This window comes from Myxacorys sp. (assembly GCF_059501405.1).
In genome coordinates this window covers 60,638-82,179 of the sequence record NZ_JCACCM010000161.1, presented here as the reverse complement: position 1 = coordinate 82,179, position 21,542 = coordinate 60,638, and the positions used below count along the sequence as shown (strand labels likewise).

15 protein-coding genes and 1 CRISPR repeat array are annotated in these 21,542 nt (G+C 47.3%); of the genes, 13 read left to right on the top strand and 2 right to left on the bottom strand.

Annotated features, from left to right (window positions below):
* Positions 1-87 precede the first annotated feature (87 nt).
* The 4 genes from AC5I6P_RS22180 (at position 88) to cas2 (ending at position 3,085) form a co-directional block, all read left to right on the top strand.
* Positions 88-1,365: a hypothetical protein gene (locus AC5I6P_RS22180; protein WP_495695939.1), complete on the top strand. Its 1,278-nt coding sequence runs from the start codon at positions 88-90 to the stop codon at positions 1,363-1,365.
* Positions 1,366-1,450: 85 nt separating this feature from the next.
* Entirely contained in the window at positions 1,451-1,732 is a 282-nt protein-coding gene (gene csx18 / locus AC5I6P_RS22175) for a CRISPR-associated protein Csx18 (RefSeq protein ID WP_495695938.1), read from the top strand.
* A gap of 65 nt (positions 1,733-1,797) precedes the next feature.
* Positions 1,798-2,781: a CRISPR-associated endonuclease Cas1 gene (gene cas1 / locus AC5I6P_RS22170; RefSeq protein WP_495695937.1), complete on the top strand. Its 984-nt coding sequence runs from the start codon at positions 1,798-1,800 to the stop codon at positions 2,779-2,781.
* 25 nt (positions 2,782-2,806) lie between these two features.
* Positions 2,807-3,085, top strand: a complete 279-nt coding sequence (gene cas2 / locus AC5I6P_RS22165; protein ID WP_495695936.1) for a CRISPR-associated endonuclease Cas2 — start codon at positions 2,807-2,809, stop codon at positions 3,083-3,085.
* 199 nt (positions 3,086-3,284) lie between these two features.
* Positions 3,285-6,408: a CRISPR direct-repeat array (repeat unit 36 nt; unit sequence GTCCCCACTCGCTGGGGAAACCACTTGAATGGAAAC).
* Between the two features lie 416 nt (positions 6,409-6,824).
* Here the strand turns inward: cas2 and AC5I6P_RS22160 are convergent.
* Complete coding sequence (locus AC5I6P_RS22160) at positions 6,825-6,995, bottom strand: hypothetical protein (RefSeq protein ID WP_495695935.1); 171 nt, start codon at positions 6,993-6,995, stop codon at positions 6,825-6,827.
* Positions 6,996-7,144: 149 nt separating this feature from the next.
* On the opposite strand from AC5I6P_RS22160, the gene AC5I6P_RS22155 reads away from it, so the two are divergent.
* From AC5I6P_RS22155 to cas6, 9 genes are all read left to right on the top strand, one after another.
* Positions 7,145-7,450, top strand: coding sequence for a hypothetical protein (locus AC5I6P_RS22155; RefSeq protein WP_495695934.1), 306 nt, complete (start codon positions 7,145-7,147; stop codon positions 7,448-7,450).
* Positions 7,447-7,755: a hypothetical protein gene (locus AC5I6P_RS22150; protein ID WP_495695933.1), complete on the top strand. Its 309-nt coding sequence runs from the start codon at positions 7,447-7,449 to the stop codon at positions 7,753-7,755. Before AC5I6P_RS22155 ends, AC5I6P_RS22150 begins: the two co-directional genes overlap by 4 nt.
* Positions 7,756-7,863: 108 nt before the next feature.
* Positions 7,864-8,502, top strand: coding sequence for a hypothetical protein (locus AC5I6P_RS22145; protein WP_495695932.1), 639 nt, complete (start codon positions 7,864-7,866; stop codon positions 8,500-8,502).
* Positions 8,503-8,602: 100 nt separating this feature from the next.
* Positions 8,603-8,917 carry an HNH endonuclease gene (locus tag AC5I6P_RS22140; RefSeq protein WP_495695931.1) on the top strand — a complete coding sequence of 105 codons (315 nt, stop codon included), beginning with the start codon at positions 8,603-8,605 and terminating at the stop codon, positions 8,915-8,917.
* Positions 8,918-8,981: 64 nt separating this feature from the next.
* Positions 8,982-9,257: a hypothetical protein gene (locus AC5I6P_RS22135; protein ID WP_495695930.1), complete on the top strand. Its 276-nt coding sequence runs from the start codon at positions 8,982-8,984 to the stop codon at positions 9,255-9,257.
* Positions 9,258-9,723: 466 nt separating this feature from the next.
* Positions 9,724-12,573 carry a type I-D CRISPR-associated protein Cas10d/Csc3 gene (cas10d, locus tag AC5I6P_RS22130; RefSeq protein ID WP_495695929.1) on the top strand — a complete coding sequence of 950 codons (2,850 nt, stop codon included), beginning with the start codon at positions 9,724-9,726 and terminating at the stop codon, positions 12,571-12,573.
* Entirely contained in the window at positions 12,570-13,607 is a 1,038-nt protein-coding gene (gene cas7d, locus AC5I6P_RS22125; RefSeq protein WP_495695928.1) for a type I-D CRISPR-associated protein Cas7/Csc2, read from the top strand. The genes cas10d and cas7d overlap by 4 nt, the downstream gene beginning before the upstream one ends.
* 14 nt (positions 13,608-13,621) lie before the next feature.
* Positions 13,622-14,407, top strand: a complete 786-nt coding sequence (gene cas5d, locus AC5I6P_RS22120; protein ID WP_495695927.1) for a type I-D CRISPR-associated protein Cas5/Csc1 — start codon at positions 13,622-13,624, stop codon at positions 14,405-14,407.
* Positions 14,376-15,200 carry a CRISPR-associated endoribonuclease Cas6 gene (cas6, locus tag AC5I6P_RS22115; protein ID WP_495695926.1) on the top strand — a complete coding sequence of 275 codons (825 nt, stop codon included), beginning with the start codon at positions 14,376-14,378 and terminating at the stop codon, positions 15,198-15,200. The genes cas5d and cas6 overlap by 32 nt, the downstream gene beginning before the upstream one ends.
* Before the next feature lie 618 nt (positions 15,201-15,818).
* Here cas6 and AC5I6P_RS22110 read toward each other — a convergent pair.
* Positions 15,819-20,297: an NACHT and WD40 repeat domain-containing protein gene (locus AC5I6P_RS22110; RefSeq protein ID WP_495695925.1), complete on the bottom strand. Its 4,479-nt coding sequence runs from the start codon at positions 20,295-20,297 to the stop codon at positions 15,819-15,821.
* Positions 20,298-21,542 lie beyond the last annotated feature (1,245 nt).

The following is a 21,542-nucleotide window of genomic DNA, read 5'->3' as shown; positions in this document are numbered from 1 at the left end:
TCTAGGCGATCGCGCCTCCTGAATTACCTAGCTGTAACTGGGTTTGACAAAAGCTTCAAACCCAAAAAATCAATGACCTGCATGGCTATGGCAAGCATCATTCTTTCGTTTGTGGGGAATCAAGATCCATTTTCTGACAACACTGAGCAGGAAGGATCGATCGTTTCTCTAGTCAATCATCTACTGGCTGAGCAACACACCATTAGTCGAGTCATTTTGCTCCATACTGCGACAACAGAGCAACGAGCGAGCGATACCAAAACATGGTTGACTGCTACACCTGCGAATTTACTCGCATCCTCGATCGCGATTCTTCCAGTCGATGAGTCTCTTTCTGAAGATCCGGTTAATTTGCTGCTGGCAGTTCAAGCAGCCCGACAAGGAATCGAATTAGCGCTGCCGTATCTCGGTCTACAAGACACATTGGAGTTTAACGCCTCCTCAGGGACGCCCGTGATGAAGTCGGCTTGGAGTACGTTGCAAGCGGCGGGTTATGCTCCGCAAAGCCATGTTTGGCAAGTGCGGAACCCCAAGGAGATGCGAGCCGGTCAGCCGAGAGTGTTCAAAACGGATGTGAATACGTTGAAGAACGAGTTTGACCTAAAGGTGATTCAGCGCCAAATCCAGGACTATAACTACAGTGGTGCTTTGATCACCCTGAATGCTAGTCAGCTTGCTACAGAGGTCATTACTGCTTTGTTGCAGTATGGGTACTACCGCATTTCGTTCGACTTTGATCAAGCCCATTCTTGTTTAGGTGCGGTTGCAGATCGGGTTGATTGCCGATGGCTGCAAGAAATTGCTCTCCTACGGCAGAAGGATACTAAAGCATTACTGCAAGAAGTCTATTTCAATGCGCTAATTCGGCTGAAAGGGCAGAAATACTCGGATTTCTTGATCAGCGTGTTCAGATTACAAGAGCAGGTTTTGTACTTTTTGGTACAGGACAAACTAGGGTTGCAGGTGTCAGGCAAGCGATCGCAGCAGATGCAGTCTTGGCAAGCCATTAAACAGATAGATCAAGGGAACCTCTATCAGCATTTGCAGAAGTATACGTTGCCTAGAGGAGATAGGCTGAACGTTGATCAGTCGGTTAATCGCTATACGCTGTTAGCAATTTTGGAGTATTACCCACAGTTTGCGTCGTTGATTCCCTTGATTCAAGGGTTGAATCAGTATTGTGATCTTCGCAACGACTCGGTGCATGGATTTGTAGGCGTCTCATACCTTGAAGACGAAGCAACGGTGTTAACGACTTTGAGCAAGTTAATGAAACAGGTAACAGGGGTTTCTAAGAGCAATCCCCTCGATCTCCTAAACGAACACATTTGCAATCTCCTTGATCTCACTTTTCAGCCCTACTAACTTCTCAGCTCCTCCACCTGCCGATCGGAAACGGTGAACATCAGAGTGTATTCTGCGTTGCCCCCTTAATACCTGGAGACCATTAATGTACCTTACTCCTCGCTCTGCCCAAGTGCGGAACCTTTCTACTGCCGCCGTCAACGGAACAATCACGCTGATTATTTTGCTGATTGCGCCGCTTGGGCTAGCAGCGGTAATCATTAACACGCTGCTCGTTACGATCGCGTCCTACGTTACCGCAACAGCTGCTGATCGCATTGTTCGGTATCTGATGACTGACTCGCAGCAAATCGAGTTGCTAAGAACTACTCGTTCCCAGCTTCAGCGTCGAACAGAGTTCGACAGAAATGATATTGATCGCCGTTAATGGATCGGTGATCGCTCACCAAAACAGACTACTCGATTGAAACCTTCTTCCTGGCTCATCCTCCTGTGCGAACTCTCTACGTTTCTCAACAAGGCTGTTATTTGTCGCTCAAACAAGAACAGGTCATTATCAAGCAGGGGCAAGCAATCCTGGATCAGGTGCAGCTTCCCCTACTAGAACAGATTCTGATTTTTGGTCAATCCCAAGTGACGACTCAGGTAATCCGGGCGTGCTTGCAACAGGATGTCCCGATCGCTTACTTGTCGCGTATGGGGTACTGTTATGGCAAAATCTTGCCTGTCGAGCGGGGCTACCGCCATCCGTCGCGCGAGCAACAACAATTGCTAGCAGCAGAGCGGCTTGGGGTGGCGCGAACGATTGTCCAAGCAAAGCTAAAAAACTGTCGGGTGCTGCTACTGCGGCAACAGCGCCGTAAAGGGTCAGCCGCAATAACTCTCGCTATTCAAAGTCTAGAATATTTGATTCAGCAGGCAGGTCAGGCCGATAGGATAGAGCGACTGATGGGGCTGGAGGGAGCAGGGGCGGCTAGCTATTTCTCTGCGTTTGGAGATTGTTTAAGCGGAGATGGGTTTGTGTTTACAGCTCGTTCTCGTCGTCCTCCTGGCAATCTAGTAAATGCCATGCTCAGTTTTGGCTATCAACTGCTCTGGAACCATCTGCTGAGTTTGATTGAGCTGTGGGGGCTTGATCCGTACCATGCCTGTTTGCACCAAGGATCTGAGCGTCATGCGGCGCTGGCTTCTGATTTGATTGAGGAGGCACCGATCGTGGATTCGCTGGTGTTGTATTTGGTGAATCGAGGCGTTGTGAACGTTGAGCAGGATTTTGACTATCACGATGGGGGTTGTTATCTCAATGACGGTGGGCGTAGGAAGTACCTGCGGGCATTTTTGCAACGGATGGAGGAACACCTCAAAATCGATGATCAAGAACAGCCTCGATGGGATTTACTCACTCAGCAGGTGAAGGCATACAAGCAGTTTGTCTATGACCCGACTAGAGCCTATTCTCCCTATCTCATCCGTTAATCTTTAATGCTCGCTATCTATACTCATGCTGCTTTATGTCGTCACGTATGATATTCCCTGCGATAAGCGTCGCAAGAAGGTTGCTGATCTGTTGGAAGGCTATGGGCGACGAGTGCAGTACAGTGTGTTTGAATGTGTTCTTACGCCCGAAAAATATGGCGAACTACGCCGTCGCTTGAAGAAACGGGTGAAGGATGAGGAAGATAGCCTCAGGTTTTACCCGCTGTCGCGCCACACGCTAGCTCAGGTGGAGGTTTGGGGTGGTTTGCCAGTGGTGCAAGTGCCGGGATCGGTAATCATTTAGGTGATCATTTAATTGATAGGTGCGAGGGATAAGGAAAATGGCGGAAGTGCTTGATCGAGGGTTGCAACCCTCGATGTTTTTCTGGGTAAGGGTTTTATGAAATTGGATGAGCTACAAGTTGCAAACTTGCCGTGTTCAGAATGAATCCCTCGCAAACTGCTTCTGGACAACGCTTGGGGTGTGGGTTTCAATAGAGGCAGTCCCCACTCGCTGGGGAAACCACTTGAATGGAAACGCATATTTAAGCGGAGAGTGCAAGCGTAAATCTGGGGTCCCCACTCGCTGGGGAAACCACTTGAATGGAAACACTATTACGCTTTGTGGGGACTAATACTGATATAAGTCCCCACTCGCTGGGGAAACCACTTGAATGGAAACTATATGAGAGGCTCTGGGTTGATTGCAACCCATTTACGTCCCCACTCGCTGGGGAAACCACTTGAATGGAAACTATTGGATTCCTGATAGAAAAGGAGAAGGAGTTTACTTTTTAGGTCCCCACTCGCTGGGGAAACCACTTGAATGGAAACCCATCCGTGTGTATGACCCACTCTGCGCCTAGCTCAGGCTTAGCGGGCTTGGTCCCCACTCGCTGGGGAAACCACTTGAATGGAAACTCCAAAAGTCTCGTAAACCTTCCATTGACCGTTCTCTAGGTATTGAAGTCCCCACTCGCTGGGGAAACCACTTGAATGGAAACCCTCAACCTTCTCAACCCAAGCAGCAAGAGACTTCTCCTGTTCCAGTCCCCACTCGCTGGGGAAACCACTTGAATGGAAACTCGTGCAACCTGACTTTGCAGAATGATTCGACACCGTGTTTTAGTCCCCACTCGCTGGGGAAACCACTTGAATGGAAACAACAAATGCCCGCATCGTCAAGATTGCAGGGAATGTTCTGTCCCCATTCGCTGGGGAAACCACTTGAATGGAAACAAAACCAGTGCGTGCCACAGCGTATACCAGGCTCGATTGTCCCCACTCGCTGGGGAAACCACTTGAATGGAAACCTGAGGAGAGCGATAGCGCCAATGCGAAGGGCGAGCAAGGAGTCCCCACTCGCTGGGGAAACCACTTGAATGGAAACTTGATGCCGTCTACGGTTTCAACTCCTAGAACGGATTTCGCAAGTCCCCACTCGCTGGGGAAACCACTTGAATGGAAACAGGGAGTTTAGCTTCGGCGCAAAGTATTCAATTAGGTCCCCACTCGCTGGGGAAACCACTTGAATGGAAACTTTTTAACTCACTGATAGCAGACTTAAACAATTCTGGTCCCCACTCGCTGGGGAAACCACTTGAATGGAAACAGCGAAGACGAAGCTCTAGAAACATTCATGTACTCAAGTCCCCACTCGTTGGGGAAACCACTTGAATGGAAACTTCTTCTGGCGACAGCGATCGCGTCGGCGTTTTGATTTGTCCCCACTCGCTGGGGAAACCACTTGAATGGAAACTTGTGAACCGCAATACATAGGGCAAGGATGATCGAGTCCCCACTCGCTGGGGAAACCACTTGAATGGAAACTTTGTGTGATTTATCGAAAGTTGTTTGTACCCCAAGTCCTCACTCGCTGGGGAAACCACTTGAATGGAAACCGCCGGTAGAATGCACAACCTAACCGCATTGACAGGGTCCCCACTCGCTGGGGAAACCACTTGAATGGAAACAATCATCTGAGTATCCTTGTGTAATATTTACATTTTGATCCCCACTCGCTGGGGAAACCGCTTGAATGGAAACAAATTACTGTAAGCCGGAAGCAGGGCGAAATCCAGAGGAGTCCCCACTCGCTGAGGAAACCACTTGAATGGAAACATCTTCACCAATGTCTTCAAGATGCATGTCGCATAGTGTCCCCACTCGCTGGGGAAACCACTTGAATGGAAACATCCGTTGTATTCCGCAAGCTTTGATCGTATCCCGGAGTCGTCCCCACTCGCTGGGGAAACCACTTGAATGGAAACCGATTCCGTCAATCGCGAGATTCTGAGTTGTGGGTCCCCACTCGCTGGGGAAACCACTTGAATGGAAACATCCTGAACAAATAATAAAAAGTGAGATTTAACAAGTCCCCACTCGCTGGGGAAACCACTTGAATGGAAACTCAAGAGAGTGGATGTTTGACTGGTAGTGTCCGGCTTTAGTCCCCACTCGCTGGGGAAACCACTTGAATGGAAACCCAGCAATCGAGAAGCATGTGTTACCTGTAGCCTCAACCCCGTCCCCACTCGCTGGGGAAACCACTTGAATGGAAACAGTCAAATTGGAGTTAATCATCTGAGTATCCTTTTGTGTGTGTCCCCACTCGCTGGGGAAACCACTTGAATGGAAACGTGAAGCTGAAGGCGCTCCTGCTGAAGGAGCAGCGCCGTCCCCACTCGCTGGGGAAACCACTTGAATGGAAACTCGCTCAAAGGCGCTTTTCTTTGCAGCCGCGATCGCCGTTTCGGGTCCCCACTCGCTGGGGAAACCACTTGAATGGAAACCTAGCTTGGCTAGCGGTACGCCAACCGATTGAGCGATGAGGTCCCCACTCGCTGGGGAAACCACTTGAATGGAAACAAAGTACCATCATCATTAACCCATACTGACTGTGAAGTCCCCACTCGCTGGGGAAACCACTTGAATGGAAACCAAAGACAACAATGTTGCCGTACATCTTCTTGATTGGGTCCCCACTCGCTGGGGAAACCACTTGAATGGAAACTCGATAAAGGACGGCGCGGGCGGCGCAAATAAAGGCGTCCCCACTCGCTGGGGAAACCACTTGAATGGAAACAAGTTCTTCAACGTCACGCAGTCAAGTGACGTAATCTCACACGCGTCCCCACTCGCTGGGGAAACCACTTGAATGGAAACTTGATGGCTCCTACGGCGTTCTGAACCTCGACTGATTGTTTAGCCAGTACGTCCCCACTCGTTGGGGAAACCACTTGAATGGAAACCAGCAAAAGCGAATTGAGTTCTAGCACATCCCCTCGGTAGGTCCTCACTCGCTGGGGAAACCACTTGAATGGAAACAACTTTCCGTTTAGCCATTCAATTATCATGGTTCGGGTCCCCACTCGCTGGGGAAACCACTTGAATGGAAACTGTAGCAGACTGTTGAGCGCTCGCTTTCAACGCCGTGTCCCCACTCGCTGGGGAAACCGCTTTAATGGAAACTTCTGCAATTAGAGCAAATGCAGGCATAGAGAAACCTAGGTCCCCACTCGTTGGGGAAACCGATTGAATGGAAACTTGAAGATGACAACTTGACCCTCAAACTGAGTCGTGATGATGTTGGTTCCCACTCGTTGGGGAAACCACTTGAATGGAAACTCGAAGTCGCTGTTGTCTAATAAACGAGGTTTTTTACCTTAATGGCATATTTGATTGGTGTAGAAGCCTTTCCTCAGAGAGCACCCTAATTTCCTGTAAAGAAGGATTGCAAATCATCTGAGTATCGTCTGCTGCTTTCCCAAAGGAACTGCTAGCCGCTAGGCATACATGAAGATAAGTAATGTTTAGAAATGGTGAGAGTCGTTATAAAGAACCTGATATTACCGCTTCTAAAACTAAAACTACCGAATCTAGAACCCTACTGGAGCGATTTACGCCTGTTCCGCATCCACCCGCTTTAGATACTTACTTAGATATCAACTGTTGCTGAAAGTCAGCGTAGTTGAGGTGCGATACTCATTTCTATCCTCACTATATACTCCAAGATACTCCAAGATTTTTCGCCTTTTGTCTCCTCATCCCTGCCCTTCATCACTCGTGGGTAGCCCCTTTTTCACCAACCAGTCCCGGATCGCCTCTTCTAAGGCAGCTGCTTGTGTAATCTCCATCCTGACACAAGCCACCTCGAAGGCAATCTTCAAATCCTTGGGAATTCGTCCCCGAACCTCTCGACTTTCCTGTGCCATCTGACCTTACTGCTTGAATAGTGCGGTCAATTGTCACATAGCTTTTGGCTGAAAACTCAATCTTCCATTATGACGCTTGCGCTATTGCGCTATAGCGGCGTAGGATGGATGTCACTTGGCTCTCCTTACTGCTGCATTCACCTGCCGTCATGTCTTTCCTCCCCCTCAACGCTCTACCAACAGGCTTTCCTGAGCATCTCCCAACCCCAAACTTCCAAATTGGAGAGCGGGTGCAATGGCGGCCCCAACCTACCCTCGACTTCGGCACTATCACAGGTATCCAATACGCCCCGGCTCCCCACCTACAGACCTGGGCTTGGAAGTACACCATTTGGTTGGATTGCCACAGTCCCTCTTGCCGTTGGGTCAGGACTGACACGGCTTGGGAAGCTGACTTGGAACCTCTGACGACTGGCACTCATCCTCAAGTCACTCTGGAGAATCAGCAGCGATGAGCTTGAGACATCTAGGACGCAGAGAATATATCTTGTTGAACTTATACAGTCATTGCCAACTAGGCATCACCCCAACTGACTTCTATGCCAAGTGGAACGTGACTCATGCTCAAATGGCTCAAATCTGTAGCTGTTCCGAATCCACAGTGGATCGCTGGTTTCAACAGGGTCGAAGCAAGCAACTCCCAGAGCCGATCTACCTCAGACGCTTAGCCGAAATCGATTTCCTGTGGGAGCATTACGAGCAAATTCCAGCTGATCTGCGCCAGCAGTTGTGTAGAAGGGATCGCGATTCAAGCATGTGAGTCTTTGTAAATTCCTCGCACCGTGCGGGTGGAGAGTTGCCCTACCCACCGACGGCATCTTTAATAGAAGGCTAGGTAGTACGCCTGCTCAACTCACTTGGTCAACACATGAGCGAACTGACTCTCCAGCCCCCTCTAGCTAAGATTGGCAATCAACTGCATGCGCACGTTCTCATTCAAGGCACTCGCCCGCTCCTCTGGAACCACCTGCATCCTTCTGAATCTTTTGGTCAGCGCCGAGAACGAGGTGGAACTGCCGGGAATGATCCAACCGAGTGGCAGCGCAATGTCCTCATCACTCACGAACGGCAACTCTATCTGTTACCCACCCATATCTTCGGCTGTTTTCGAGATGCGGCTAAATACACCAAACGGGGCAGAAGTAGCCTCCTGAGCCAAATGGCTTCCACCTTGCAAGTGCCAGAACGACGGATTCTAGTGAATCGCTATCTTCCACAAGAACCGCTCAAAGCCACTGAGGACATTGATCAGGAAGTCTATATCTTTATGAGCGTCGTCAAAAACGTGGCGACACGGGGGCACAACATTCGCTATCGAGTGGCTGCTGCCCTAGGTTGGCAATGCTCATTTACGTTGTGGTGGGACAAGACCATTATTTCCAGGCAGGAAATGGAAGCTGTTGCAATCGATGCAGGAAAACTGGTTGGACTCGCAGACGGACGCTCGATTGGCTACGGGCGGTTTGAGGTTATTCAGTTTCACGTCCATTCTGCTAGCGAGGTCTAACTCAACGGAATGGCGCTAGTTCGGCTTGACTTGGTATGCCTCGGCAAGGCTAGGCGTAGGTTCGGCAAGGCACGGTTTTTGCAGGGATCAGGAGTGAAAAATGGCTTCGTCTAAACGACAGCTGTCCAGCGGATGGCAAACAACACGGACCCGAATCTGGCACAGAGATAACGGACGCTGCCAGGGTCCCTACTGCCAACATCGGCTTTTCTATTCTCTACCTCTGAACGAGGCTCAGATCGATCACATCTTGGAGCGGTCAAAGGGCGGTACAGATGCAGATGGAAATTTGCGTACCCTGTGTCGCCGCTGCCATTGTCTTCGAGCCAGCATTGCCCATCAGGGGATGATCGCTGCCGCGCTGCGAGATGGATTGATTCCGTCTGATTGGCGATCGCTCGTATGGGAGGACTAGAGCCGCAATATTCCAGATTCCAGCCCAGTTTGGTTTTCTGCCGATTTTCATCTCAGGTTATTTTATGACGCATTCAACTCACCCCAGTTACCCCCTTGATCGAGACGAACTCTTCCGCATCCGCCAGATGAAATTGCTGACGAGCGATCGTGATTACCTCTTCTTCGCTCTGCAAATCGACTATCCAGGCAAACTTAATCCCACCATTGAAGTTGATTCCTTCTGTAATCGATGGGAACTGGGGGATGGAGACTTCTATAAAGCTCTAGGAGAACTCCGCAAAAAAGGAATTGTGATCTCGATCGCCAATCGCCTCGATTTGCAATTTCAGTCCTCCTAACTTTTCCCCTAATGCCTAGAAATTAGACTCAGCACCTTAGCATCGTCACATCGAGAGAATTGACCTGAAGCACGATCGCAACCGCCTAACTCTGTTTAATCCAATGTGAAGATCGTTCGGTTTCACTCCTCGGTGTCCTGCCTCTAGAACAGGATCAATCACCAGATGCACTCGCACACCTGAATGAAGGTATCCAGCTTGACAATCGTTGGTCAGCAGGCTGTTTTGGGTATAAAAGGCGAGAGTAATCCGCGCATCTGAAGGGCTCTAACTTGGCTTGTTCATATATGCCCTACAAAACGATTTCCGCCTCACTCCCTGGTTAACCGGCTTTTCTCATTAGGTGAGCCGCAATACTGTTCCTAATAACAATTAGAACAAAATATTACTCTTTTAGTTTCTCCCAATATTTACCAGTAATAATATTTAGGAATTAGTCGTGTCTTAACCTAGGACTGGGTTCACCATGAAGCCCTTACTCCAGACTCTTCTACTTCAAACTCTACCGTCTGACATTGATCCAGTATTGCTGGCTTATGTTGAGACTGTATTACCTGCTGTAGAACAGGAGTTCGGTCTGATTCCAGTTTCTAACGATGTTAGTCAAACTGAGCAAAGCTTGCTGGTTCACATTCTCAATAGTTTGCTGACTGCCTGGAACTTGTTCCCGTTCCTATCCTCAAAATTGGCGCTATCAGACAACGAGAAACGATTGCTTTGCTTGAGTCTTATCTTTCAAAATGACAACAGTAAGTGCCAGAGCCGAGAGAATAATTCGCCTCCTACGCTTGGTGTTAATGAAACCCTAAAACAGTACCGAGCATTTGGAGACAAACTAAATCTGGCGGCGTTCTGGACTGAGTGGCGTGAGTATTTGACAGATATAGTTTATTTAACCCAAAGCACCCAACCGCATGCTTTGTCAATCAAGAAGACTGCTCTCAAAATTCCTGCTAATCGCCTAGAGTTGCCTCTACGTCCATTGCTTCTGTTTGGGGCGATCGCTGCCCAGCTTACTGATCCCGCTGATATTGTCATCAAACCGGAAGGCAATGTCTTAAAAGAATGCTTGAAACGTCTGGGTGTTCAGCATCAACTCACTTATCATCGAGTACGCGCCTGCACAGGACTCTTAACTGAGGGCATCCACAATGCCATTATGCGTTTTGTACAACCTCTCGACTGGCAATCCATTCTGTTCTTTGCCCAAGGGATCGTTTATTTGGTTCCCTCTGACAGCAAACTGCTTGATTGCTCAAAACTACAAACCTTTATCTGGGAGCAGATTAGTGAGCAGTTAGCAATCAGTATGCTTCGAGGAAAAGTTGGTTTCAAGCGAGATGGCAAAGGGATGAAAGCTGCGCCTCAAACGCTGGAGCTATTCTCACCAGCTCAATTCATTCGGAATCTACCCACTGTCATTAATGCCTGTGTCAAGAATGAGACGGAACCTGCAACACCTAAACGACTGGCAAATCTTGACCTTGATCCAACAGATCGAGAATTTTTAGCTTGTGGGGCGGATCTAAGAAGCGATCGCATTGCAGAATTTATCCTTTTCTTGCAGAAGAAGTTTTTTGGGACTAATCCTGAATTTATCGATCGAGTTCTCGACCAACTGGGCATTCAATCTGCCATCACTCCAGAACAGACTCAAATCTTCTCAAGCGGGGTAAATAGGGGATGGTATCACGCAGCCGCTTATTACGTCGCCAGTAACCCTCACTTAGACTCAGATGATGTAACGATCAAGCTTCAGGAGATCGCCAATCAACTAGTGGACTGGGCTGAAGAGAAAGAACTTTTTCCACCTCAAATCAGTCCGACTCGTGAGGTTTTCAATCAATACTTAGCTCAGTACTTGGAATTCCCAAGGTGGAATAATTCAGCGCCATCCTTTCAACATGAATTGGCAACGTATGTAGCGGCAAAAACAAAAGCCGCTAAACAACCAATTTGCTCCCTCAGTTCCAGTGAATTTGACTCAGAAGACCAGCTAGATTCTGTTGTGCTATTCAAGCCTCAGCAGTATAGCAACAAGAATCCCCTCGGAGGGTGGCAACTGAAGCGAGGAATTTCTAAACTCTGGTCATTAGAGATGCTTCTGCGGCAGTCTTTCTGGTCAGTTTCCGCAGGCAAGCTGGAAGAGCGACAACCTGTCTTTCTGTACTTTTTTCCCAGTTTGGTTCATTCCCCTCAGGTCGCAAAAGCGATTCGTATCCTAGTCAATCAACTTAAACGAGTCAATTTGTGGAAAGTTTGTCGATTCTGGCAGGTACACGGGATGAATGCTAATACCCTGCGCTTCTACTCTTGGCTGAAGTCTGATCCCAGACCAGACGATAATGGTAAACGTGATCTCCCTTTCCTAGCAATCACTTACACCACCACAGCTGGTAAAACGACGACACAGGCTTGGATTGAACCTGCTTTTTTGGTATTGGCGCTCTCACTTGTGCTGGGCATTAAAGTAGTCGCTACGGCAAGTCCAGTACCACTTTATAACAGGAGTAGCGAGTTCCCCGAAACAGTGAAGATAGACGGACCTGCGAGCTTCTGGAGCCTGTTGGGTTTGCCAACCAGCATTCGGCTGGAAGAGAAGATCCAGGGACGGGTCAAACACCTGAATGATTGGCTCGATCGCCTACTAATTGCTTACAGTATTCACCTTGACTGTCAAGCGAATCCCCCTGACTCTCGTTGGCAATTGTTTCCCGGTACAGTGCAGGCTATAACAACTGATGTCTCAGCGATTTTTAGCCTTGCTCATTCGCATTTTCAAAGTCTTTCGGATGACAGAGTTCAACGATACTGGCACTTTGCTCAAGTATGGGCAGCAGGAGATTCAAACATGGAACAGCAATTGGAGCTAACTCAGCGACTGGTCCAGGAATATCGCGCGTTCTACCAAGTTCATGTAGCGAAAGCAACCCACGCGATCGTGCTCCCGCTGCTAAAGGTTTTAGAGGAGATTCTTTCAACTCCTAGTGATCTGCCAATTGAAACTCTGATATTACAGACATCGGGACGGTTACATGACGCTTTGAAGCGACAGGAACCCTACAAACGCCCCCTGATTATGGATCAGTCTTTATCAATTGAGATTCGTGTCAATAACGAGATTCAGGCAATTCAACGATTTGTCACCACTTGCATCAATGATTTATTTTTAGCTCAGTACAAAGGCGATCGCGCCCTACTGCAAGAACACCGTAACCGAATTAAATCGGGTGCAGAGTTTGCGTATCGTTTACTAGCTATGCAGGAGCCAAAACCAAAAACGAAAAAGCAAGAAATTGAAGGAGCACAGATATGAGTGTGTTAGAAGAATTGAAACCTCAATTCCATTCGGCTTTTCCCCGTCTGGCATCCGGGAAGTATGTTCATGTCTTCCTGGTACGTCACAGTCAATCCTTTCCCGTGTTTCAAACAGATGGTGTCCTCAATACGGCTCGAACTCAAGCTGGCTTGGATTCCAAAGATGATAAATCTAGGCAATCGATCAACCGATTGGTCATGTTCAAGCGCAAGCAAGTAACACCCGAACGACTGGTTGGACGACAACTGCTACGATCGCTAGGACTAACCAGTGCTGTAGAAGGCGAAGTCAACTTTTGCGAATACAACAGTCAGAAATCGTGCAAGAAATGCCCAGACTGTATTATCTACGGATTCGGGGTTGGAGACAAAGGTGCAGAACGCTCGAAAGTCTACTCAGACTCAGCGTTCTCGCTCAGTCCTTATGAAACTTCCCACCGCAGTTTCACCTTCAATGCGCCGTCAGAAAATGGCACGATGAGTGAAAAGGGAGAACTGCGAAGTTCGATCAACGATCTAGACCATGTCCTGCCGGAAGTGATGTTTCCTAGTGTTGAAACGCTGCGTGATCCCACATTTGAGGGGTTTATTTATGTGCTGGGCAACCTGATTCGCACGCGCCGCTATGGAGGTCAAGAATCCCGAACCGGGACGATGATGAATCACATTGTTGGTATTGCCTTTTGCGATGGTGAAGTTTTCAGCAACTTGTATTTCACACAAGCGCTATATGATGCCTTGAATGCAAAGGGGGATATTTGCGTGACGATCGAGGACTTTCGACATGAGGCAGCAAGGGTGGCAAAAAACTGTCTGAAACAGGAGCCAGTTCGCAGCATCACAATTTTTGGGGCTGAACTCGATGCCTTGCTCGAAGAAGTGACGGGCATCTATCAGGATGAAGTTAAACAGCGCCTTATTATGACCACGCTTTACCAACAGACCCAGATCTACAGTGAAAGCTACGGAGCAATTTTTCCTGAGAAGAAGAAAGAGGAAAAGAAAAAAGCACAGCAAGGCTCTTCGATCTGAGGGATGGTGGAATAATGGTTTTCTATTTTTGCCATTTAACCTTGCATGACAATGTTTTCTTTGCCTCACGGGAGATGGGAACTCTCTATGAGACAGAAAAATACCTGCACAATTGGGCACTTAGCTATGCGCTATTTGAAAGCGCCTACATTCCTAGACCTTATCGATTGGAAGGGGCAGTCGCCCAGCGTCCTACGTATCTAGAGATTGATAGTGAGCAAAACCTGTTACATCTGAATCAGCAAGGAATTTATGTTTTTCCCGCCCTGCCGCTTCAGTGGACATATCAGGTCAATACATTCAATGTGTCTCAAGCCTTCTACCATCAAAAATCAAGACGGTTGGGCTCGGGAGGACATATTCTCAATTACCCAATCAGCTATGGACGGGCAAAGGAACTCGCAGTTGGCAGCAAGTACAGAACCTTCATCATTGCTCCTGCCAAAACGAGAATCCCCCGCTGGATAAGACTAGGCAAATGGTCAGCGAAAATTCGAGTCGAGATCATCCCCATTCCTAAAAGTGGAATTCAAAGGGCAGCAGGCGAGTATGTTTCTGAGCATCCCCTCAATCCTGTAGATCTCTCTAAAACGACCCGATTATTGCTGTATAACCGGATTGTCATGCCACCTTCTAGTCTGGTGAGCCAGGCAAAATTGTTGGGTGACTATTGGGAGATCTCAAAACCAGCTCAGTGGGCTAAATTGTCTGAGTGGTCAAGCTTAGAGAATTTGCCTGAAACGATTTGTTTGCCAAGAGGAGTTGCTTATGGAGCTAACACTCTCGTTACCACACCTTGAAGCGACAGCATTGCAGACATTGGTGATTAAACTCGGGGCTGCGGGCAATGGAGATTTTTCCTTATCCTGTAGCCGAGCACTTCATGCTCAAGTTCTGAAATGGTTTCAGTTAGGACAACCACAAATTTCTCAAGCAATTCATGATAGTCAGGAGTCTCCCATCAGCCTCTCAGGACTAATGGGCAAGCGCTTTGGAAGAGTTGTGCAGGAGGGAGATGAATTCTACTTTCGGGTTGGGTTACTGAATGGAAATCTGCTTGAACCGTTGTTGAAAGGGCTAGAGCAGTGGGAAAGTCAAGTAGTGCTCCTTTCTAAATTTCCTTTTGTTATCAAAGATATCAATATGTTGCCAGGTAGCCACTTTCTGGTCGGCTCTTCAGACTACACTCTGCTTGCCCAAATGCCTTCAGACGCAAAAGCGCTAACACTAAGGTTCCTCTCTCCGACTAGCTTTAAGCTCGCTCAAAATCGGTACATTCAACCAGTTCCATTGCCCGATTCAGTTTTTGGAAGTTTACAGCGTCGCTGGAATACCTTTGCTCCCAAAGAGTTACGGTTTCCCAAAACTCAATGGGCGGGATTGATTTGTGACTTTGAAATTAAATCCCAGCGGCTAAATCTGGACAGGACAGTTGAGCTGGGTTCCGTTGGATGGGTTAGATACCAGTTTCCCGATTTGCAACAAGCTAGAATTGCAAACGTTTTGGCTCACTTTGCCTTCTTCTCAGGAGTAGGACGCAAAACGGCAATGGGCATGGGATTGACTCTACTTAAAGGAACAACTCCAAGTTGAGTGTGACCAAAACTAGGGCATAGACTTGTGGCAGACTGCAGCAAGTTCCAAATCTTCAGAAGGTTTGCTAAAACTATTAAAATGCTTAAGACTCAAGGCTCTACTCATTTCTCATGATATAAATAAGTTCAATAATTCCTGGCTTTAAGGGCTGAATCTTAACTTTCCTAGAATCAGCTTTGCCAAAGACATGGTTAAGATTTTGTCACGGTTGGCTCTGAGTATGCTAAAGGCTCACGAAACATCCCCCGGTTTGCGGGACTGAAAGTTCAAGCAACAATACCGCTGGTGTTGCGGCTGTATAACTCGTGAAGCATCTCCCGATTTGCGGGATTGTAAAATTATACGACTTCACCCATAGGTTGAACTTTAAGTCGTGATCAGAACACAACACGCGAGAAGAACCAGAATGGCAAGTATTACTGCGATCGCTTAGTGGAGTGGATTCTAGGACAGAGATTGCCGTTTGATTCACTGTACTACTATGGGAGCGATCGACCGATTCACATCAGCTACGGGTCACTGCACAGGCGGAGCATTTGGACGTTTACCAGCAACAGAGTACCCACAAAGAAAGGCATTGAAAATTGGATACTGGAAGCGATTGAACATAAGTTTTTAATATTCAATTGCCCCTAATGCCTTTAGTATGGCTTGCTCGACTTCGGTCAACCCCTTCACACCTGTAATGTTCATACCTTCGTAGGGACGATCTCGAACTATCTTTAGACATTCTCCCGTCTCAACATCCCAAAATCGGATAGCATCATCCCGTCCACCCGTTGCTAAAGTTTGACCGTCTATGCTAAAGGCAACGGATAATGCAGGATTTAAGTGCCCTCTCAAAATACGTAAGCATTGCCCACTACTAACATCCCACAGGCGTACAGTGTGATCAGTACAACCACTGGCAAGAATTTTGCCAGATGGGCTAAAAGTAACAGAATCAATCCAATCAGTGTGCCCTTGCAAAATATGCAAACATCGCCCTGTATGAATATCCCATAGACGAATTGTGCCATCAGAACAACAGCTAGCAATCAAATTTCCCGATGGATCAATTGCTACACCGCGCACCCATTCATCATGTCTCTCAAAGGTGCAAAGACACTCACCGCTATATTTGTCCCAAAGCTTGAGTAGATGATCACTACCACCACTGACAAGAAAATTGCCTGTTGGATGGAAGGTAATAGACAGTACCCGGTCATCATGTCCTTGCCACAACTTATAACATTCGCTATTGTGAATGTTCCAAAGCCGAATTGATCCATCCTCACCACCGCTGGCTAAAGTTTCTTCTGACGGGCTAAAGGCGACTGAGCGCACTGGTTGAGTATGTCCTTCCATTGTTCTTGTCAGCTCACCAGTTTGAACTTCCCAAAGCTTAATTGTGTGGTCAGAGCTTCCACTAGCCAAGTGTTTTCCATTGGAGGTAAACGCAATAGAGTTCACCCATTTGTTGTGGCCCTGAAGTGTCTTTAAGTGCTGTCCAGTCTTAGCATTCCACAATCTTATTGTGTGATCAGAACTACAGCTAGCTAGCATTGATTCTAATGGGTGAAATGCGACAGCATTAATATTGTTGGTATATCCCTGCAAAATATTTGTACATTCTGTGGTATTCAAGTCCCAAATTCTAATAGTTTGATCTGAGCCTCCGCTAGCAAGAATGTCTCTTACTGGATTAAAGGCAAGACCAGAAATCCAGCCTGTATGACCTCGTAAAACTTTGATGCATTGATAATTGTTTGCATCCCAAATTCTAATTAGCCTGTCGCTGCACGAGCTAGCAATATATTTACCTGATGAGCTAGAAGCAACTGACCAAACTAATTCAGTATGACCTTCTAGCGTTTTCAGACATTGACCATCGTGTACTTGCCAAATCTTAACAGTGCAGTCATCGCTACCACTGATCAAAAGAGAACCACAAGGGCTGAATTTTACTGAATTAACCGGACCTCCATGTTCTGTTAATGTATATAAACATTGTCCACTTCTGATGTTCCACAGTCGTATTGTACGGTCGCGGCAAGCACTAGCAACAAACTCTGCTGAAGGGCTAATTGTTAAAGCACGAACCCAGTCTGTGTGCCCCTCAAGGATATGCAAGCATTCTCCAGTCTCAACGCTCCAGACTCTTAATGTTTTGTCAGCACTTGAACTAACGATAACTTGCCTATCAGGACTAAAAGCTACAGAGGTCACTTGACCAGTGTGCCCTTGAAGAGTTTTCAAGCATTGCCCTGTTTGAATATCCCAAAGCCGAATTGTTTTATCAGCACTGCAACTTACTAGCAAATCATTCGTAGTGCTAAAAGCAACACCACGCACCCAATTAGTATGCCCTGCAAAAGTCTTTAGCCTTTTTCCACTTTCAGTATTCCACAAAGTAACTAATCCATCCCCACCACCTGTTGCAAGAACTTCTCCGTCTGAGCTCCACACGACCGAGTAGTTTTCACTAAGAGCGTTGGTGAAAGTAGATTCGATCAGGGTCGCATCAGTAAAATTAGTATGGCGTAAGCTGGATTTTGAAAAATTAGCACCAATTACTATTACTTGATTGAGATCATGCCCCTCAAGCGCGTAATTGTTTAATTCCACTGCCAATGTCGCTGAATTTCCACCAACATATCGGACTTGCTCAGGGGTTCTACCTTGGGTTCTTCTTAGAATCTGTATGAGGGGATCTGTAGAGACTAGCATTGGAACTAATAAGTCTATTACAGCTTTTACTAATGGAGCTTTTCCAAAGCTTGATTGTAGTTCCTCAAGTTTTTCACTGATAAAGCTATTCAAAGGTGCGATCGCTTTACTTAGTCCTTTTTCATCTAATTCACGGCGAAAGTAAGCAGACCAATTATAATCCTGTGGTTCTGCACCTGTATCTAAACAAGACTGTGCTTGTGCTAATTCTATAAAATCAGGAGCTAATGCTCCCAACTGCGCTGCAAATTTATAGGCAACAAAAAACTCCAACAACGATCGATGCGCTGGCATATAGTCACCATCCGCATTCCGAATCAGCATCGTCTGCCCCATCATGTCGTAATGCCAGTGATCCAGGTCTTTTTCCTCTTGAACAACCGACCCAAACAGGCGACGAATGCGATCAGGAAACTCTCGATAGTTGAGACTCATGCGATCACTACTCAACATCTCCCAAGACAACTCACACAGAAAATAGAGCTTTTCTGCCAATGACGTGAACGTGCGCTCCTCCTTGATATCCCGCTCCATCTTGCGCCGCACTGCATACAAATACACCCGTGACATATCCACAGGTTTGCCTGCCTCAATATCGGGCAACGCTTCTATAATCAACTCCGTCATTACTGGACGACGTGCTAAATCTAGAAGCTGCGGATTGTTCATTACCTGTTCCACAGTGTCAGATTCCGCTTGCAGCGACATCACCTGTCGGATTTGCTCATCGTCAAATTTTTCTAGTTCTAGCACCTCAAACTGAGGCATTTCTCCAGTTAAATTCGAGACGGATGCCTGTAACTGAGCGTTCAAGAGTGCCCGTCCTTCTCTCGCTTCTGGAAAATGTTCTGTTCGACAGGTAAGAATAACTTTCGCTCCTGGCACAACGATCTTCGCGAGTTCCCAGAAGTTATTGATCATTTCTTGACGATCGACTCGCGCTGCCATTTCATCAAATCCGTCAAAAATCAGCAGCAGTTTGCCCATGCGATTGAGTTGTTCAAACGCAGAATAAGTCAGCGATCTCACCTCATGCTTCCGGAAGAAGAACTCTGAGAACAGCGACTCTACGCTCACCGCCTTAGCATAATCTCGTAATGGAATTACCAACGGTAATCGAGGGCGCTCGACTCCACGCTGTTGAGCTTCTCGATACCGTTTGAGAGCTTGACTCGCATAGTGAAATGCAAACCAGGTTTTGCCTGTGCCAAACTCTCCTAACACCGAAATATGTTCTTTTGCTGGGTCATCTAGCCATAAATCAATATAGCCATCAATCCAACCATCACGATCGTCATAGCGACTCACGCCGATGCGCTGCTTCGTGTCGGGATCAACCTCTTCTTTGATGCAAGCCAGTGGAATGTACTTTTGCTCAATGCCCCGTCGCTGAATTTCTGATTCTAGCCAGTCTAGATAGCCACCAAAGTCTGCATCTTGATCAAGCAGTTCATCGAATGTGTAACAACCCAGGTCGTGATTCTCTTCTTTCTCAACTTCCTCCCGTGCTGCTCGACTAATGCGCCGTGTTGTTACCAACCAGCCTTCATCGGCTCGTTGTGCTTCAACCGATTGTCGCACTGCCCTGATATCTCCTAATCCTGCTTCACCATCAATGCCGCGCACCAAGATGCGATCGTACCGCCCGCGCCGCACCGGAATATCGATAATCCATTCAAAATAATCGTCTTGCCATTCCTCATGCAACTCAAATCGGTATCCCAAGGTTTCAAACCAGCCTTTCATCTGCTGGGCAAGCGCGAAGGCTCGGCACTGGCTTTCCTGAAACTGTCTTGCTTGAATCGATGCAGGAGTTTTCATGGTTCCAGTTCCAGGCAACGCCGGATAGTTCTGAGCCGCTAATCGCGCCATCTCCGTCCGCAGGGCTTCGAGTGTCGGCAGCCGATGCAATCGCTCCTGGATACTGCCAATTTGTCGGTGCAAGGACTCAAGCTTGTGATTTGCTAAGACTTCAGCCGGAGTGCGGGTGCGTTTGGCAACTTCGATAAATACTGCCGCAAACTGGTAAAACTCCTGTCTCGCGTCAATCCCTAGCTCTCGAATTTGATCGCCTAACGTGTTTCCAGAGAGAAACGTCTCGCCTTCTTTGAGCAACAGACTTGGGTTATTCTGATCCAGTGCTTTGCGAAAAATGGCTTGAATTTCAGCGTGTCGGAACATCTCCAAGACTACCCTTGGCTTGCCGAGACCATATTCCACCAGCGTGTATTGGTAAACGGCTGTAAAATCAGCGGGCGGATGATCTGGCTCGAGGTTCAGTTGCTTCAACAGCTTAATCACAAGCTCACTGCGCTGGAGCTTATCTTGTACGACTGGAGTTGCGAACCCGACAATCATGTCAATCAACTTAGCCAACTCAAACACAAGCGTTCTCCTACTTTCGCTCCGCTGGACACTTAATCGTTAATTATCCAAACTCTTCAGAGAAAATGGTAAATTACGTAGATTTGTTTAACTTGGCTGCTGCTCCAGCTAAATCCAGCCTCTTCAATCCCTAGCTTTTCGTTCTCCCTGTCTTGTCCGCATCATAGAACGCGCTAGCTTTATGCAATATGGGTCAGCATCCTTCTGCCAAACTACTCGATGCCCCTTTAATTCTGCATAGTGTTCTTCCAAGTACTTCTGCCAACCTCGCCGATCGCGAATCTTTCTCAAATCATCCAATAACCACACGTCTGTCGCACATTGTCTCCCTGCTGCATGGATAATCTCGGGGGTACGATCTCGAACTAGCTTGTTATAAACTTTCTTATTTGATTGCTGCAATAGGTATAACTGAAGGTATCAGTTGGGACTACCTTAATGTTCAATATCCGTCTGTTCTAAACAGCTTCGTTACTTTTACTGATGATCTTCTAAATTAGCTCCTCTGAAACCCACGTTTTCTGAAACTTTTTTAGCTTCCCCAAAGGGGTAAAACATCTGTGGCATAAGCTCTCACTCCACAAGGATGGGATCTTGAACCGTGCTTTGCACATAGGGCATTCTGACGAAAGCATCATTTTATGGCGATCGCCGCCCTGCGTTTCCTTGAACTGCCATCTAATTTGATGACAAGGTACTTCTACATAGCAAGCAGCACACAGGCGAATTGGCTCAAGTTTCATGACAACACTATCAGAAGGAAGCATTTTCCGCAGACATCCTACCGTTCATAGGGAGGGGTTGCAGAGAGCCTATTCCGGTTTACGGGACTGTAAAGATTGCGGATCACTGCTGCTCTTTGCCGCACAACAGTCGGGCGACCAAGAAAGCGTCAGTGCATAATAGTCGAATTGTCCAGAGACATTTTGGGTTCGTGAGGTGGATTATGGATGCAGAACTGGGCGACGTGCCTCTGAGATCGTGGCAAAGGTGAAGATTCCAGTTAACAAAAGGGCAAAGAGAATTGCCCTTTTGAATGCTGCTTTTTTGAACACGAAGAAACTAGAGCTAACTGAAGTTTTACGCTTGGACAACCTAGGGTTGCAGTTACATCTTTACCAGCACCATGATCTTTATAATTCTTAATGGTGAAGAATAAGAATCGACCAATCATAAAGTTTTGTTTACAAAATTTTGTTCAGTTTATGCCTCTATCTTTGTACTGTCGTTCAACTTATGATTAAA